The sequence below is a fragment of the Actinomadura flavalba DSM 45200 genome, assembly GCF_000374305.1.
Lineage (GTDB): Bacteria > Actinomycetota > Actinomycetes > Streptosporangiales > Streptosporangiaceae > Spirillospora > Spirillospora flavalba.
Genome location: NZ_KB894096.1, coordinates 399,454 through 414,803 on the forward strand (window position 1 = coordinate 399,454; position 15,350 = coordinate 414,803).

Genomic DNA, 15,350 nt, shown 5'->3' on the forward strand with positions numbered 1-15,350 from the left:
CGGCCCGTCAGGCCAGGCGGACGCGGGGGTCGAGGAAGGAGTAGCCGACGTCGACCAGCAGGTTCGCCAGGACGACGAAGAACGTCACCATGAGCGTCACGCCGATGATCACGGGGGTGTCGCCGAGCGCGATGGACTGGTAGACGAGCTGCCCGACGCCCTGGAGGCCGAAGACCTTCTCGGTGACGATGGTGGAGCCGATGAGGGCGCCGAGGTCGATGCCGAACTGGGTGACGACCGGCGTCAGCGCCGAGCGCAGGCCGTGCCGGTAGACGACGCGGCGTTCACCGAGCCCTTTGGCGCGCGCGGTGCGGATGTAGTCCTCGCTGAGGACGTCGAGCATGGCGCCGCGCGTCAGCCGCGTGTAGGTGGCCATGAGCAGGAACGCCAGCGCGATCCACGGCAGGATCATGCGCTGGAGGAAGTGCTCCTGGAGCGGCGGGCCCGCCTCGAACAGGTGGACGCCGTACTCGGCGGGCTTGGTGGAGAACAGGTAGAGCAGGACGAGCGCCATCACGAACGCGGGCGTGGACAGGCCGACGAGCACGACGACGGTGATGACGCGGTCACCGAGGCCGCGGGCGCGCGTCGCGCTGAACACGCCGGTGGCGACGCCGCCGAGGAACCACAGCACGCCCGCGCCGAAGACCAGCCACAGTGTCGTCGGCAGCCGCCCGGCGATCAGCGTGGCGACCGGGGTGCCGTTGACGTAGGACTCACCGAGGTCGCCGCGCGCCAGCCGGGCCAGCCACTCCCCGTACTGGACGATGGCGGGCCGGTCCAAACCGAGGTTGGCGCGGATCTGCGCGAGGGTCTCGGTGGACGCGCGGGGCCCGCCGATGACGCGTTCGACCGCGACGGGCGACACGTGCAGGAACACGAAGACCAGCGTGGCGACGAGCAGCAGCACCAGCGCCGCGTACAGCAGCCGGCGGATGACGAAACGCAGCATGGCCCGCCCCTCACTTGGTCCGGACGACGCGGTCGGCGCGCGGGTCGAGCGCGTCGCGGATGCCGTCCCCGAGCAGGTTGAACGACAGGGTGGTGAGCAGGAGCAGCACGGCGGGCACCGCCAGCAGCCACCACGCGGTCTGGAAGACGTCGCTGCCCTCCGCGAGCATGCTGCCCCAGCTCGGCATCGGCAGCCGGACGCCGACGCCGAGGAACGACAGCGTCGCCTCGAACACGATCGAGGTGGGGATGAGCAGCGACGTCAGCACGGTGACCTGCGCGACGAGGTTCGGCAGCACGTCCACGACCATGATCCGGCCGCTGCCGGCGCCGAGCGAGCGGGCCGCCTCGACGAACTCCTTCTCCTTCATCGCCAGCACCTGGCCGCGGATGATGCGGCCGAACGCGGCGAAGGAGAAGAACGCGATGACGAGGATCGTCATGAGCAGGCTCGCCGGGACCGAGGAGATCTGGAACGTCGTCGCCAGCATGATCGCGACGAGGAGGTACGGGAGGGCGAGCGTGAGGTCCATGAGGCGGGCCAGCAGCGTGTCGAGCCAGCCGCCGACGAACCCCGACAGCGTGCCCACGACGACGCCCGCCAGTGAGGCGACGACGGCCGCCGCGACGCCCACGATCAGGGAGATGCGGGCGCCGTAGGAGGCGCGGACGAACACGTCGCGGCCGAGCTGGTCGGCGCCGAGCCAGAACTCCGCCGACGGCCCGACCGGCTGCCCGGACGGGTCGAGGGCGGTGCGCGGGAACGTGGCGTCGTAGGCGTGGCCGGTCAGCGACTCCCACAGCGGCGCCAGCGCGGCGAACACGACCATCAGCGCGAGGATCACCAGCGACGCCAGCGCCAGCCGGTCGCGGCGGAAGCGGTTCCACGCGAGCTGGAACGGCGAGCGGCCCCGGACCGTCAGGGCCGGGCCGGCGTCGGCGTGGACGGCCTCGGCCTCCAGGTCGGAGAAGCTCACGTGTCGACCTCCGGCAGTTCCGGTTCGGTGGAGACCTGCGCGATGGCGGGCTCGCGGTGCGCCAGCCGCTCCCCCTCCTCGACGGGGAAGTGGCAGGCGGTGCGGTGGTCGCGGGGGTCGCCCAGGCGCGGCACGTAGGGCGGGTCCTCGTCGACGCAGCGGTCGGCGGCCTTGGGGCAGCGCGGATGGAAGCGGCAGCCGCTCGGCGGGTTCACCGGGGACGGGACGTCGCCGGTGAGCACGATCCGCTCGGCGGACTCGGCCGCGTCGGGGTCGGCGATGGACGCCGCCGACAGCAGCGCGGTCGCGTACGGGTGGCGGGGCCGGGTGTACAGGTCGGCGGCGCGGGCGGACTCCACGATGCGGCCCAGGTACATGACGGCGACGCGGTCGCTGACGTAGCGGACGACGGACAGGTCGTGCGCGATGAAGACGTAGGTGAGGCCGAACTCGGCCTGGAGGTCCTTGAGGAGGTTGATGACCTGCGCCTGGATGGACACGTCCAGCGCGGAGACGGGCTCGTCGCAGACGATGAGGCGGGGCCGCAGCGCCAGCGCGCGGGCGACGCCGATGCGCTGCCGCTGCCCGCCGGAGAACTCGGCCGGGAACCGGTTGTAGTGCTCGGGGTTCAGCCCGACCAGCTCCATCAGCTCCTGGACGCGGCGTTTGCGTTCGGCGCCGGAGGCCAGGCCGTGCACGGCGAACGGGTCACCGATGATGGAGCCGACGCGGCGGCGCGGGTTCAGCGACCCGTACGGGTCCTGGAAGATCATCTGGACGTCGCGGCGGAACGCCTTGAGCCCGGCCTTGGACAGCCGGGTGATGTCGGTGCCCTCGAACAGGATGCGGCCGGACGTCACCGGATGCAGGCCCGTGATGCAGCGCGCCAGGGTGGACTTGCCCGAGCCGGACTCCCCCACGATGCCGAGCGTCTCGCCCGCGCCGACGGCCAGGTCCACGCCGTCGACGGCGTGGACGCGGGCGACCTCCTTCTTGAACACGACGCCCTGCCGGATCGGGAAGTGCTTGACGACGCCCTCGACGGCGACGAGCGCGTCGCCGGGCGGCGCCGGGGCGTGCTGCGGCCCGGCGTCGGGCGGGACCTTCATGAGCCGTCCCCCGTGGCGTCGCTGAGCCGCGAGCCCGCCGTGTGCGAGCCGCTGCCGGGCGGGCGGCCCGACCGGCCGATCTCGGCGGCGCGGACGCGCAGCTCCTCGGTGGCGGGGTCGAGGCCGGTGATCTCGCGGGGCAGCCAGCACGCCGAGCGGTGCGGGGTGCCGGGCGTGAGCGGTTCGCCGCCCGCGGCCTCCAGCGGCGGGTCCTCGCCGGGGCAGAGGTCCATGACGTAGGGGCAGCGGGGGTGGAAGACGCAGCCGGTCGGCAGGTTGATGAGGCTGGGCGGCTGCCCGCCGATCGCCTTGAGCCGGTCGCCGCCGGTGATCGACGGCACCGACTCCAGCAGCCCCTTGGTGTAGGGGTGGTGGGGCCGGTAGTACAGGTCGCGGCGGCCGGCGACCTCGACCGGGCGTCCCCCGTACATGACGAGCACGTCGTCGGCCATGTCGGCGATGACCCCCAGGTCGTGCGTGATCATGATGAGGGCGGTGTCGAACTCGCGTTGCAGCCGCCGCATCAGGTCGAGGATCTGCATCTGGACGGTGGCGTCCAGCGCGGTCGTCGGCTCGTCGGCGATGATCAGCTTGGGGTTGAGCGCCAGCGCCATCGCGATCATCGCGCGCTGCCGCATGCCGCCGGAGAACTGGTGCGGGTACTCGTCGGCGCGCTGCTCGGGCTGCGGGATGCCGACCAGCCCGAGCATCTCCACTGCGCGCTTGCGCACCTGCCCCTTGGACAGGCCGGGTTCGTGGGCGCGGATCATCTCCTCGATCTGGAACCCGACCTTGTAGAGCGGGTGCAGGCTCGACAGCGGGTCCTGGAAGATCATGGCGATCTCGGCGCCGCGGATCTCCCGCATCCGCTTGTCGGAGACGGTGAGGAGGTCCTGTCCCTCGAACTCGGCGGTGCCCGACACCCGCGCGCCCGGCGTGAGCCGCATGAGCGTCTGCGTGCTGACGCTCTTGCCGGACCCGGACTCGCCGACGATGCCGAGGGTGCGGCCCCGCTCCACCTGGAACGACACCCCGCGCACCGCCTGCACGACCCCGTCGGGCGTGGGGAAGGAGACCCGCAGGTCCGTCACCGTCAGCAGCGTCATCGGTGTCCTGTCTGTCAGGGCGGGTGGCTCAGCTCAGCTCGATCTGGCCGAAGTCGTAGCCCTGGTACATGGGCAGGTAACGGGCGTTGCCGACCCGGCCGGAGTGGAAGATCGGGTACCGCTGGTTCATGAACGGGACGACGGCCGCGTCCTCCATGATCTTGCGGTCGGCCTGCGCCCACGCCCCGGCGGCGGCGTTGGCGTCGCTGGCCTTCAGGGCCTGGTCGATGAGGCGGTTGACCTCGTCGTTGTTGTAGCCGCCGTAGTTGGTGGAGTTCGGGCCGTAGTGGCGGCCGTCGAACAGCGGCACGATGTTGGTGCGGCCGTTGTTGCCGTACCAGTCGGGAATCCAGCCGGGGGCGGCGATGTCCCACTTGCCGCCGCGCGCGTCGGACGGCGTGACCAGCGTGGTGTTGTAGAACGTGCCGTTGGTGTCGGGCGTGAGGTCGGCGGTGATGCCGCACGCCTGGAGGTTGGCCTGGACGGACTGGGCGATGCGCGGGTGGTTGCTGGACACGCGGTAGGGGAAGCGCAGTTTGATGCCGTTCGGGTACCCGGCGTCGCGGAGCATCTGCCGGCAGCGGTTCGCGTCGCCGGAGTTGTTCGGCGTCGGGTACAGGTTGAACGGCTGGTGGCCGACGCTGCGGGGCGGGATGACCTGGTTGAGGACGTCGCTGACGTCGGGGCCGCCGTAGATCTGCACCAGCGCCGTCTTGTCGATCGCGTACTGGATCGCGCGGCGGACCGGGGCCTTGCCGAGCGCGCCGTCGTTGTTCGGGCTGAGCGTGTTGAAGACGAGGTAGGGGTTGTTGGTCGACCCCTCCTTGATCTCGAAGTCGTCGTTGGACTTCAGGCTTGGGATGCGGGCCGTGGGGACGGTCTGGTCCCAGGCGAGGTCGGCCGAGCCCTGCTCCATCTGCTGCTGCACGACGTCGGGGCTGTCCTGCCCCATCGTGATGCGGATGCGCTGCGGCTTCTGGCCGCGCAGGTCGTCGCTCTCGGCGGACCAGGCGGGGTTGCGGTCGAGGACGTACTCCTGGTTGGGGGTGTAGGAGGTGATCTGGTACGGCCCGTTGGAGACCGTGTGGCCGCGGAACTGGGGGCTGTCGGGGATGTAGGCGTCGTACTCGGCGGGGGCCGCCGCCGCGAACTGCATCGCGAGGATGTTGGTGAAGTCGCTGGCGGGGGCGGTGAGGCGGACGACGAGGGTCTTGTCGTCGCGGGCCTGGAGGCCGGAGACCTGGTTGTCGTTCTGGTAGGCGGCGATGGCCCGCGCGTCGTCGCCTGCGACGTCGCCGAAGCCGTCGCAGAACTTCTTCATGCCCTCGATGGTCTCGGTGTAGTACGCCATGCCGCCCGACGGCTTGGCCGGGTTGCAGATCCGCTTGATGCCGCGGACGAAGTCGCCCGCGGTGACCTCGCGGGGCGGCTGGGTGTTCCAGCGGACGCCGTCGCGCAGCCGGATCGTGTAGGTGCGGCCGTCGGCGCTGATGCCGCCGTTGCCGGTGCTGGGCATCTCGGCGGCGACGTCGGGACGGACCTGGATGGCCTCGTCGAAGCCGTCGGCGCCGCGGAAGCTGAACAGCGCCCGCGCGAACTGGCGGGTGAGCAGGCTGCTGACCGTGGTGTAGCCGCTGGAGGTGTCGAGGTGGTCGACGTCGGCGGACCCGACGACGCGTAGCGTGCCGCCCTCGCCGTCGCCCCCGCCGCCCCCGCCGCCACCGCCGCTGCCGCCCCCGCAGGCCGCGAGCCCGAGGATCAGGACCCCGGTTCCGGTGACCGCCGCCGCCCGTCGCTTGACCGTCATGCGCACTCCCCCGTCCGCGTGGCACCGGTGCCCCGCCCGGCCCCGCCATCGGGGGATGGCTGCCCCGGGTCGCACCACGAAGATCGCATCGGGTAGTCAAGTTAGCACCCAGAGTCAGGCACCGGGCGCGCTCGCGTCCGTTCCGTGGCGGTTCGCCGGGGAACGCGTTACAGGATGAGCGTCCAGGCGTCGGGATCGCCCGGTGTGCCGGAGAAGTCGTAGCGGACGCCGCCGGGGCCGAGCGCGGCCAGGCTGACCGAGCCGGTGCCCCAGACCCGGCCGTCGCCCAGGTCGATCATCGGCAGCAGCGTGCGGGTGTCGGTGCGCGGCAGGCCGTCGCCGTGCAGCAGCGGCAGCCAGTCCTCCCACGCCTCCCCGACCGGCGGGCCCGGCTTGGGGACCGGACGCGGCGCGGCCCGGAAGCGGGGCCCGTAGTACGCCAGCCGCGCCGACATGAACGCCTCCTCCGCGCCGCCCTCGCCGTGCTCCTCCCCCTCCAGCCCGCTGTTGACGATCATGTGCAGGCCGGCGGTCAGCGCGCGGGTGCGCAGGGCGGTGCCGTCCCACGTCCACAGCGTCACCGCGTCGGGTTCGGCGCGCAGCAGGTGGAACGGTTCGTAGCGGGGCAGCTCCAGCGCCTCGGGGCCGGTCCCCGACGCGGCCAGCAGCGGCAGCCCGCCCCGGGAGATCCGCCGGTTCTCCGGCGGCAGCGTGCCCCGGCCGTTGAGCACGCACGCGGCGCGCGCCGCGCCGGGGTCGACGGCGAACCAGGTGCCGCCCGCGCGCAGGTCACGGCCGCCGACCAGCGCGGGCCGGTCCGGCCAGTGCCGGTCCGGCGGCTCCCAGGGGCGTCCGACGAACTCGTCCCGGACGCCGACGAGCAGCACCGGCACCGGGGAGGACGGGTCGACGTCGACGATCGCCGTGCACATCGCCCCATCACAGCACCCGCCGCCGGGCGCCGCGCGGGCGGGGTGCCCCTACAGCGGCGGCCAGGGGACGGCGGGCCAGTCCTCGGAGGGGAACGGGTGGACGCGGTGCTTGAGCATCAGCTCGACGCGGTGCCGGGTCGCCGTGACCTCCTCGCCGGTGAGCAGTTCGGACAGCCGGGCGCCGAGGTCGCCGTCGAGGGCGGCGACGAGCCTGCGCAGGCCGTCGACCGCCTCGTCGGTGAGGGCCTCGCCGCGCCACTGCCACAGGACCGTGCGCAGCTTGTACTCGGCGGAGAAGCAGACGCCGTGGTCGCAGCCGTAGACGTGGCCGCCGCCGGGCGGCAGCAGGTGGCCGATCTTGCGGTCGGCGTTGTTGACGACGGCGTCGAACACCGCCATCCGGCGGATCGCGGCGTCCTGCGAGCGCGACAGCGTCACCAGGTCGATGTCGGGATCGGGCTCGACCCAGAGCTGCACCATGCCGACGCCGTAGGGGCCGTCGCGGTGGACGGTGGGCGGCACGACGTTCCAGCCGAGGGCCTGCGACACCGCGTAGGCGGCGACCTCGCGCTCGGCCAGGGTGCCGTCGGGGAAGTCCCACAGCGGGCGCTCCCCCGCGACCGGCTTGTACACGCACGCGGCCCGCACGCCCTGGTGCTCGACGGCGCAGTACAGGGTGGCGTTGGACGCCTGGACCAGGCGGCCCTCGACGGTGAGCCGCCCGCGGGTCAGCAGCCGCTCGACGGCCGCGACCTCGCGCGCGTCGGACGGGTCGGGCGGGGGCAGCGCGGCGGTGCGCGCGCCGTCCCCGACGGAGTTTCCGGCGGGACTGCGGTCAGGGGACGGCGTCATGCGTCCATTCTCCCGGCTGCGGGCCGCATGATCCAGCACACGGACATGTCAGCCCAGATACCCGTTCTGGCGCGGGCACACGTGCCCGGCGGAGTCCAGCGGGCGCCCGCACAGCGGGCACGGCGGCCGGCCCGCCGCGACGAGCCGCAGCGCGCGTTCGGCGAACGCGCGGGCCTGGGCGGGGGTGATGCTGACGCGGAGCACCGCGATGGCCGGATCGTCGTCGCCGACCTCGGCGGCGGGCTCCTCCTCCTCGGTGGCCTCCTGCGCCTCGATGACGACGCGGGCGTCCTCGGGGTCCCAGGCGAGCGCCATCGTGCCGACGCGGAACTCCTCCTCGACGGGCTGGTCGAGCGGTTCGTCGTCGCGCAGCTCGGCGGGGGCGACCGCCGGGATCACCGCGTCGCCCTCGGCCCGCCGCAGCACCTCGTCCAGCAGCTCCTCCAGCCGCTCGGCCAGCAGCGACACCTGGAACTTCTCCAGCGCGACGCTGGTGACGCGGCGGCCGTCGCGGGCCTGGAGGAAGAAGGCGCGCTCGCCGGGCTGCCCGACGACTCCGGCGACGAACCTGTCGGGCAGTTCAAAGGAGATGACCGGCATGACCCCGACCCTACGCGCCGCCGCCGACCGGGGCGTCACCAGGCGCTCCGGCGGCGGACGTGTCGGACGGAACCGGCACCAGGGCGGCCACGTCGCCGCCGGTGTCGTTGAGGCGGACCAGGAACGGCCGCACCTGCGTGTACTGGACGACCGTCACCGAGGCGGGGTCGGCCTGGATGCGCTGGAACTGGTCCAGGTGCAGGCCGAGCGCGTCGGCGACGATCGCCTTGATGATGTCGCCGTGGCTGACGACCGCGTACACGGCGCGGTCGCCGTGCTCGGCGGCGACGCGGGCGTTCCAGTCGCGGACGGCGGTGACGGCGCGGTGCTGGGCGGCGGCCAGTCCCTCGCCGCCGGGGAACACCGCCGCGCTCGGGTGGGTCTGCACGACCTTCCAGAGGGGTTCCTCGGCGAGTTCCTTGAGCGGGCGGCCGGTCCAGTCGCCGTAGCGGACCTCGCCGAACCGGTCGTCCACGGCGAGATCGGCGGGGCGGGCGGCGGCGCCGGGGGCGTCGAGGAGCGCGGCGGCCGTCTCCAGGCAGCGGTCCAGCGGGCTGGACACGACGGCCGCCAGCGGCAGCGGCGCGAGCCGCTCCCCGGTGGCGCGGACCTGGGCGCGGCCGCGTTCGTCCAGGCCGAGGCGCGGCGTCCACCCGGCGAGCACCGGGCCGGTCAACTCGGTCAGTCCATGCCGGACCAGCAGCAGCGTCGTCACACCGGGCACTCTAGATCAGGAGGCGGGGTCCTCCGGGCCGTCCGCGTCGTCCTCGGGGTCGCGGGCGGCGACGATGCGGGGCACGGGCGCGAGCAGGGCGGCCCACAGGTGGGACTCGGCGCCGCCGGACTCCAGGCGGGTGCGCAGGCGTTCGATCGCGCCGGCCGTCGGGAGGATCTGCCAGACGAGCAGCGGGTAGCCGAGGACGAACCCGACGGCGAACACCAGCTCGTCGCGGGCGATCATCGCCAGCGGGAGCCCGCACAGGATGACGCCCTCGGTGAGCGCGAACCGCACCAGGATGGCCTGGCGGGTGGTGAACAGGGCGGCGCGGACCGTCTCGGCGGGCGGCATCCCGGTCGGCAGCGGGCGCGGGACGCGCGGCGCGACGAACGCGGCGACGAGCGCGGCGGCCACCAGCGGCAGGCACAGCGGCCAGGCCGGGCCGTCGAACCGGCCGCCCTCGTTCTGCACGATGAGCGGCGTCACGGCCAGGATCAGCACCGGCGCGACGCCCAGCACCAGCGCCATCACGCGCCACTGCCCCAGGAACGTTCCCGAGCGCGTGGACGCCCAGAACCCCGGGTCGTGGGCCCGCCCGAGCCCGAAGACCGGATCGACGTCCCCACCGCCCTCCTCGGGCGGTTTCGGGGAGTACATCGAGAACTGGGGAGGTGGCGCCATGGCCCGGCACTCTATTCCCCCCGGCACCCACGTGAACATGGGCACAACACACAACCCCGGAACACCCGGGGGCAACGTATACACGCGAACCCGCCGGGTCAGGGCGGCGGTGCCAAAAGGGCCCTGACCCCCCGCCGCGCGGAGGCGCGGCAAAGCAAACACAGCTAGATTGCTGGTCTATGGAAGAGCGTCACGTCGGGCGGAGCGGCCTGCGGGTGTCCCGTCTGGGGCTCGGCACGATGACGTGGGGGCAGGACACCGGGCCGGGCGAGGCCGCGGCGCAGTTGCGCGCGTTCCGGGAGGCGGGCGGCACGCTGCTCGACACCGCCGACGTGTACGGCGACGGCGACGCCGAACGGATCATCGGGCACCTGCTGCGCGAGGAGGCCGACCGCGACGAGCTGGTGATCGCCACCAAGTCCGCGATCCGGCCCGACGGGCGCTACGACGGGTCGCGCCGCCACCTCATCGGCGCGCTGGACGCCTCGCTGGACCGGCTGGGCGTCGAGCACGTGGACGTGTGGCACCTGCACGTGCCCGACCCGTCGACGCCCGTGGAGGAGACGCTGTCGGCGCTGGACGAGGCCGTGATGTCCGGCCGCACCCGGTACGTGGGGATGGCGGGGCACACGGGCTGGCAGATCGCCAAGGCCGCGACGTGGCAGAAGGCGTGGCCGGGGCGGGCGCCGATCGTGGCCGTGCAGGAGGAGTACTCGCTGCTGAGCCGCGATGTCGAACGCGAGCTGGTCCCCGCCACGGTGGACGCGGGCGCGGCGCTGCTGCCGTGGTCGCCGCTGGGGCGCGGCGTGCTGACCGGCAAGTACCGCACCGGCATCCCCGCCGGGTCGCGCGCCGCCAGCGACCGGTTCGGCGAGTTCGTCCGGCCGTACCTGGACGAGGAGTGCGCCCGCATCGTGGAGTCGGTGGTGACGGCGGCCGAGGGGCTGGGCGCGTCCCCGGCGGCGGTGGCGCTGAGCTGGGTGCGCGACCGTCCCGGCGTGGCCGCGCCGATCGTGGGGGCCCGCACCGCCGCGCAGCTCGCGCAGGCCCTCGCCAGCGAGGAGCTGACGCTGCCGCACGAGATCCGCTCCGCGCTCGACGACGTCTCCGACGTGACCGCCGCCCATCCCTGACCCGAGTTCCGCCTCCGAGACCCTGGACGACCGTGACCGACGTGACCGAGACTCCCGCCGCCGACGAGCTGACCGCGCTGCTGACCGGGGCGGGCGTGCCCGCCGCGCTGACCGGGGCGGCACAAGCCCGGTTCGGGCCCGGCGCGGCCGGGACGCTGCGCGGCGATCCGTGGCGGCTGCTGCGGCTGCCGCGCGTCACGCCGGCGCAGGCCGACCACTTCGCCCGCGCCGTCCTCGGCGACGCCGCCCGCCCCGACGACCCGCGCCGGGGCGCCGCGCTGGTCGAGCACCTGCTGGCCGACGCGGCGCGGCGCGGGCACACGGTGACGCCCGTCGCGGACGTGGTGACCGAGCTGGAGCGCGCCCGCGTCGCCGATCCGCGCCGGGCCGTGGAGGACGCGCTGAACGAGGGCGAGGTGCTGGCCCTCACCGAGGAGCCCGAGTTCGACGAGGAGGCGTTCGACGAGGACGCCGACCTGCCCGAGCCGGAGGAGACGCTGGGCCTGACCCGCTGGGCGACGGCCGAGGAGGCGGCGGCCGAGGGGTTCCAGCGGCTCACCGCGACGGCCGGGCCGCTGCTGGACAAGGAGACGGTGCGGGCGCTGCGCGAGGGGCTGGCCGAGGACCGGTCGCTGGCGCTGACGGCCGCGCTCGGCACCGGCGTGTCGGTCTGGCGGGGCGCTCCCGCCGACGTGGCCGCGACGGCTGCGGCCGTGGCGGGCGCCGCCGCGTCCGCCGAGCTGCGGGTCGCGGTGGCGGCGCCGACCGCGCACGCCGCCGCGCTCGTCCCCGGGGAGGCGGTGGCGCTGCACGCGCTGCTGGAGCCCGCGGACGCGCCGGGCGCCGCGCCGGGCGCGGTGGTGTTCGGGCGGGGCGAGCAGCGGCCGTTCGAGCTGGACCTGCTGATCGTGACGGACGCGGCCGGGCTGGACGTCGAGCTGGCGGCCGTCCTGGTGGAGGCGTGCCCGGACGGCTGCCACCTGGTGCTCGGCGCGGCACCGGGCGCGGCGCCGCCCGCCGGGCCGGGCCGGGTGCTGGACGACCTGGAGGCGTCGCAGACCGTCCCGGTCGTGGAGTTGGAGGCGGGGACGGCGGCGGGGCCGCTGGAGACGCTGGTGGCGGCGGTGCGCGGCGGGGAGCTGGTGGCCGTGGAGGCGCCGGAGCGCGAGGTCGTGATCGTTCCGGCGGCGTCGGCCGGGGAGGCCGTGCACCGGGCGGTGCAGCTCGTCGCCGACTCGATCCCGCGCGCGCTCGGCGTACCGGCCGGGGACGTGCAGGTGGTCGCTCCGGCCGGGGGCGGCGAGGCGGGCGCCGAGGCGTTGAACCGGGCGTTGAAGGAGCGGCTCAATCCGGGGCCGGGCCGGTTCGGCGGCTTCGACGAGGGCGACCGCGTGGTGACGGCGGTGCCGCTGCCGTTCGCCGCCGCCGGGGAGCCGGGGCTGGTGACCGGCGGCGGCCCGGACGGGCTCGTCGTGGAGTTCGCGGGCGGGACGGCGACGGTGCCGCCCGCGCTGGCGAACCGGCTGCGGCATGGGTGGGCCGCGCCCGTCGCGCTCGTGCGGGGCGCACCACGCGATGCGATCGTCGCCGTGCTCGGGCCGGAGGTCCCGCTGTCGCGGCCCATGGTGGCCACGGCGTTCGGGCTGGCGCACCGGCACCTGTCGGTCGTGCAGGCCGCCGGGCCCGCGCTGGCCCGCGCGGTCCGCGAGACGCCCGGCGCCGCGCGGCGGACGCGGCTGGCCGGACTGGTCGTGCAGTAGCCGCCGCGCGGGCGTCTCCGGCCCGCACATCGTCGCCGAGTACGAAGATTCCGGGGTTTATTCGTCCGATACACGCTTGCGGCATTTACCGGCGGCGGGGTTTGCGGCACGATCGGTCGGGTCGGACCGTGCCGAACCGGGCTCGGTCGGCGTACAGTCATTGGACTGCATGTCAACGACAGGGTTCCCCCGCCCGAAGGAGTGAGATGCCCCAGCAGCGACGCTTCCGGCGGCTCGGCACGGCGACGGCGGTCCCCGCCGGGGTCGTGGCGCTGGTGTTCCTCGGCGCCCCCTCCGCGCAGGCCGCGGCCCCGGCCGAGTGCAAGAAGGGCACCGATCCCGCCAGCACGATCGACAACTGGAAGTGCCAGTGGAAGAACTTCGAGGAGGGGCTGAAGCCGAAGCCGAGCCCCACCCCGAAGCCCCCGGTGAAGAAGCCGGTCGCCAAGCCCGCGAAGCCGCCGAAGAAGGCCCCCGCCAAGGCGCCGAAGAGCAGGCCGGTCGCCAAGCCGAAGGCGCCGTCCGCGCAGGTCCCCACGGGCACGATCCCGGCTCCGCAGCCCCCGCCGTCCGGCGGCGTCACCACGATGAGCCGCACCGTGGCGCAGCCCTACACCCCGACGCCCGGCACCGGCATCCTCCCGGCCCCCCAGGTCGCCACCGACCCGAACACCCTCCCCGACGCCACGGCGACGGTCCCGCAGACCCGCCTGATCTCCCAAGTAGCGGCAGCAGAACCCGCCAACGGCGAAATGCTCTGGGTAGCAACGGCAGCAGCCGCAGCGGGCGCCGTAGGAGCCCTACAGCTCATGGTCATCGGCCGAGCCACCCGCAGACGCACCACCCGCTAGACGAAGAGCAACCACGCGAGGCCCGGCAGAACCGTATACACGCGAACAACCGGCCCCGGGGTCAGGGCCGCACCGCCGCAGAGGGCTTGATCATCCGGACCGAAGGGAGGATGATCAAGCCCTCTGCGGCGGTGCCAAAGAGGCCCTGACCCCCCGCGACGCAGTCGCGGCAGCAAACACGCCCCTCGCACCAACAAGTCCGGCCGAACTACCGGACAACCGAGCCCACCAACCACAACCCGCAACCGCGCCAAGAGCGCGAAAGCCCTAAGACGGCCCCCCCATAGCGTGCAGCCCCCCGTCCACATGCACGATCTCCCCGGTGGTGGCCGGGAACCAGTCCGACAGCAAAGCGGCGACGGCCCGAGCCGTAGGCTCACTGTCCTTGATGTCCCACCCGAGCGGCGCCACCTGCGGCCACATGTCCGTCATCCCCTCGAACCCCGGGATGCTCTTGGCCGCCATCGTCGCCAGCGGCCCCGCCGCGACCAGGTTGACCCGGATGTTCTTCGGCCCCAGGTACTTGGCCAGGTACCGCGAGCACGACTCCAGACCCGCCTTGGCCACGCCCATCCAGTCGTACACGGGCCACGCCTTGGTCGCGTCGAAGTCGAGCCCGACGACGGCGCCGCCCTCGGTCATCAGCGGCAGGCACGCCATCGTCAGCGCCTTCAGCGAGTACGTGGAGGCGTGCACGGCGGTGGCGACGTCCTCCCACGGCGTCTCCAGGAAGTTGCCGCCCAGCGCGTTCTGCGGCGCGAACCCGATCGCGTGGACGACGCCGTCGAGCCGGTCGAACCCGGCCTCGCGCAGCCGTCCGGCCAGCGAGTCGAGGTGCTCGGGGTTCATGACGTCGAGCTCCAGCACCGGCGGCGGCGCGTCCGGGCCCGTCGGCAGCCGCTTGGCGATGCGGGCCGTCAGCGTCGGGCGCGGGTAGGCGGTGAGGACGACCTCGGCGCCCTGCTCCTGCGCGATGCGGGCGACGTGGAAGCCGATGGAGGCGTCGGTGAGGACGCCGGTGACGAGGACGCGCTTGCCTTCGAGGATGCCCACGGCGCTCAGTGCCCCATTCCCAGGCCGCCGTCCACCGGGATGACCGCACCGGTGATGTAGGCGGCGTCTTCACTGGCGACGAACCGGACGGCCTTGGCGACCTCCTCGGGCCGCGCGATCCGGCCGAGCGGGATCACCGACTTGATCGTCTTCTGCTGGTCCTCGGTGAGCGCCTGCGTCATGTCGGTGTCGACGAAGCCGGGCGCCACGACGTTGACCGTGATGCCGCGCGACCCCAGCTCGCGGGCCAGCGACCGCGCGAACCCGACCATTCCGGCCTTGGACGCCGCGTAGTTCGCCTGCCCGGCCGAGCCGAGCAGCCCGACGACCGACGACACGAGCACGATCCGCCCGGACCGCGCCCGCATCATGCCCTTCACCGACCGCTTGGCGACGCGGAACGCGCCCGTCAGGTTGGTGTCCAGCACGGAGGTGAACGACTCCTCGCTCATGATCGCGAGCAGCGTGTCCTTGGTGATGCCCGCGTTCGCGACGACGACCTGCACCGGCCCCTGCTCCGCCTCGACCTTCGCGAACGCCGCGTCGACGTCCTCGGTGCTGGTCACGTCGCAGCGGACAGCGAACAGGCCCTCGGGGGGCTCACCGGACCGGTAGGTGACGGCGACCGCGTCGCCGGCGGCGGCCAGCTCCCGCGCGATGGCCAGCCCGATGCCCCGGTTGCCCCCGGTCACGAGGACAGAGCGACTCATGTCGTACCTCTCGTTAGCCACATCACAACGTAGGGGAGCGTAGCGGTCCGCCCCTCCCCCGGGTGATGTCCCGACCCGACAAGAACGCCGCTCCCGCCTTTGTCCGCGCG

Annotated in this window: 15 protein-coding genes; 3 read left to right on the forward strand and 12 right to left on the reverse strand. The window is 73.7% G+C overall.

Going from position 1 to position 15,350, the window contains the following annotated elements; genetic code table 11:
* Window positions 1–7 precede the first annotated feature (7 nt).
* The 10 genes from C229_RS0117870 to C229_RS0117915 all read right to left on the reverse strand — a co-directional run bounded on the left by C229_RS0117870 (window position 8) and on the right by C229_RS0117915 (window position 9,733).
* Window positions 8–952, reverse strand: a complete 945-nt coding sequence (locus tag C229_RS0117870; protein ID WP_018656461.1) for an ABC transporter permease — start codon at window positions 950–952, stop codon at window positions 8–10.
* A 10-nt stretch (window positions 953–962) separates the two neighbouring features.
* Window positions 963–1,928, reverse strand: a complete 966-nt coding sequence (locus C229_RS0117875) for an ABC transporter permease (RefSeq protein WP_018656462.1) — start codon at window positions 1,926–1,928, stop codon at window positions 963–965.
* A complete protein-coding gene (locus C229_RS0117880; protein WP_018656463.1) occupies window positions 1,925–3,037 on the reverse strand; it encodes an ABC transporter ATP-binding protein in 1,113 nt (370 codons plus the stop codon). Before C229_RS0117880 ends, C229_RS0117875 begins: the two co-directional genes overlap by 4 nt.
* A complete protein-coding gene (locus tag C229_RS0117885) occupies window positions 3,034–4,143 on the reverse strand; it encodes an ABC transporter ATP-binding protein (RefSeq protein WP_018656464.1) in 1,110 nt (369 codons plus the stop codon). The genes C229_RS0117880 and C229_RS0117885 overlap by 4 nt, the downstream gene beginning before the upstream one ends.
* Window positions 4,144–4,171: 28 nt before the next feature.
* Entirely contained in the window at window positions 4,172–5,950 is a 1,779-nt protein-coding gene (locus C229_RS0117890) for an ABC transporter substrate-binding protein (protein ID WP_018656465.1), read from the reverse strand.
* Between the two features lie 167 nt (window positions 5,951–6,117).
* Window positions 6,118–6,882 carry an NRDE family protein gene (locus C229_RS0117895; protein ID WP_018656466.1) on the reverse strand — a complete coding sequence of 255 codons (765 nt, stop codon included), beginning with the start codon at window positions 6,880–6,882 and terminating at the stop codon, window positions 6,118–6,120.
* A 48-nt stretch (window positions 6,883–6,930) separates the two neighbouring features.
* Complete coding sequence (locus tag C229_RS0117900; RefSeq protein ID WP_018656467.1) at window positions 6,931–7,734, reverse strand: SCO1664 family protein; 804 nt, start codon at window positions 7,732–7,734, stop codon at window positions 6,931–6,933.
* Window positions 7,735–7,782: 48 nt separating this feature from the next.
* Complete coding sequence (locus tag C229_RS0117905; protein ID WP_026313901.1) at window positions 7,783–8,334, reverse strand: DUF3090 domain-containing protein; 552 nt, start codon at window positions 8,332–8,334, stop codon at window positions 7,783–7,785.
* Between the two features lie 10 nt (window positions 8,335–8,344).
* A complete protein-coding gene (locus tag C229_RS0117910; protein WP_018656469.1) occupies window positions 8,345–9,049 on the reverse strand; it encodes an MSMEG_4193 family putative phosphomutase in 705 nt (234 codons plus the stop codon).
* A gap of 15 nt (window positions 9,050–9,064) precedes the next feature.
* The gene (locus C229_RS0117915; RefSeq protein WP_155884899.1) at window positions 9,065–9,733 is read right to left on the reverse strand and encodes a hypothetical protein; all 669 of its coding nucleotides are present in this window, start codon (window positions 9,731–9,733) and stop codon (window positions 9,065–9,067) included.
* Between the two features lie 179 nt (window positions 9,734–9,912).
* Between C229_RS0117915 and C229_RS0117920 the strand changes: the two genes are divergently transcribed.
* The 3 genes from C229_RS0117920 (at window position 9,913) to C229_RS34350 (ending at window position 13,477) form a co-directional block, all read left to right on the forward strand.
* The gene (locus C229_RS0117920; protein ID WP_026313902.1) at window positions 9,913–10,866 is read left to right on the forward strand and encodes an aldo/keto reductase; all 954 of its coding nucleotides are present in this window, start codon (window positions 9,913–9,915) and stop codon (window positions 10,864–10,866) included.
* A gap of 41 nt (window positions 10,867–10,907) precedes the next feature.
* Window positions 10,908–12,626 carry a helix-hairpin-helix domain-containing protein gene (locus C229_RS0117925; protein ID WP_026313903.1) on the forward strand — a complete coding sequence of 573 codons (1,719 nt, stop codon included), beginning with the start codon at window positions 10,908–10,910 and terminating at the stop codon, window positions 12,624–12,626.
* A 206-nt stretch (window positions 12,627–12,832) separates the two neighbouring features.
* A complete protein-coding gene (locus C229_RS34350) occupies window positions 12,833–13,477 on the forward strand; it encodes a hypothetical protein (RefSeq protein ID WP_155884900.1) in 645 nt (214 codons plus the stop codon).
* Window positions 13,478–13,744: 267 nt separating this feature from the next.
* Here C229_RS34350 and fabI read toward each other — a convergent pair whose 3' ends face one another.
* Both fabI and C229_RS0117940 read right to left on the reverse strand, forming a co-directional pair.
* Window positions 13,745–14,530 carry an enoyl-ACP reductase FabI gene (fabI, locus tag C229_RS0117935; RefSeq protein ID WP_018656474.1) on the reverse strand — a complete coding sequence of 262 codons (786 nt, stop codon included), beginning with the start codon at window positions 14,528–14,530 and terminating at the stop codon, window positions 13,745–13,747.
* A 5-nt stretch (window positions 14,531–14,535) separates the two neighbouring features.
* A complete protein-coding gene (locus C229_RS0117940) occupies window positions 14,536–15,240 on the reverse strand; it encodes a beta-ketoacyl-ACP reductase (protein WP_026313904.1) in 705 nt (234 codons plus the stop codon).
* Window positions 15,241–15,350 lie beyond the last annotated feature (110 nt).

What these genes read in the sequence shown, in the direction of transcription:
- C229_RS0117870 (WP_018656461.1), bottom strand. Translation starts at nt 952, where the DNA reads ATGCTGCGTTTCGTCATCCGCCGGCTGCTGTACGCGGCGCTGGTGCTG.
- C229_RS0117880 (WP_018656463.1), bottom strand. Translation starts at nt 3,037, where the DNA reads ATGAAGGTCCCGCCCGACGCCGGGCCGCAGCACGCCCCGGCGCCGCCC.
- C229_RS0117885 (WP_018656464.1), bottom strand. Translation starts at nt 4,143, where the DNA reads ATGACGCTGCTGACGGTGACGGACCTGCGGGTCTCCTTCCCCACGCCC.
- C229_RS0117890 (WP_018656465.1), bottom strand. Translation starts at nt 5,950, where the DNA reads ATGACGGTCAAGCGACGGGCGGCGGCGGTCACCGGAACCGGGGTCCTG.
- C229_RS0117895 (WP_018656466.1), bottom strand. Translation starts at nt 6,882, where the DNA reads ATGTGCACGGCGATCGTCGACGTCGACCCGTCCTCCCCGGTGCCGGTG.
- C229_RS0117900 (WP_018656467.1), bottom strand. Translation starts at nt 7,734, where the DNA reads ATGACGCCGTCCCCTGACCGCAGTCCCGCCGGAAACTCCGTCGGGGAC.
- C229_RS0117905 (WP_026313901.1), bottom strand. Translation starts at nt 8,334, where the DNA reads ATGCCGGTCATCTCCTTTGAACTGCCCGACAGGTTCGTCGCCGGAGTC.
- C229_RS0117915 (WP_155884899.1), bottom strand. Translation starts at nt 9,733, where the DNA reads ATGGCGCCACCTCCCCAGTTCTCGATGTACTCCCCGAAACCGCCCGAG.
- C229_RS0117920 (WP_026313902.1), top strand. Translation starts at nt 9,913, where the DNA reads ATGGAAGAGCGTCACGTCGGGCGGAGCGGCCTGCGGGTGTCCCGTCTG.
- C229_RS34350 (WP_155884900.1), top strand. Translation starts at nt 12,833, where the DNA reads ATGCCCCAGCAGCGACGCTTCCGGCGGCTCGGCACGGCGACGGCGGTC.
- C229_RS0117940 (WP_026313904.1), bottom strand. Translation starts at nt 15,240, where the DNA reads ATGAGTCGCTCTGTCCTCGTGACCGGGGGCAACCGGGGCATCGGGCTG.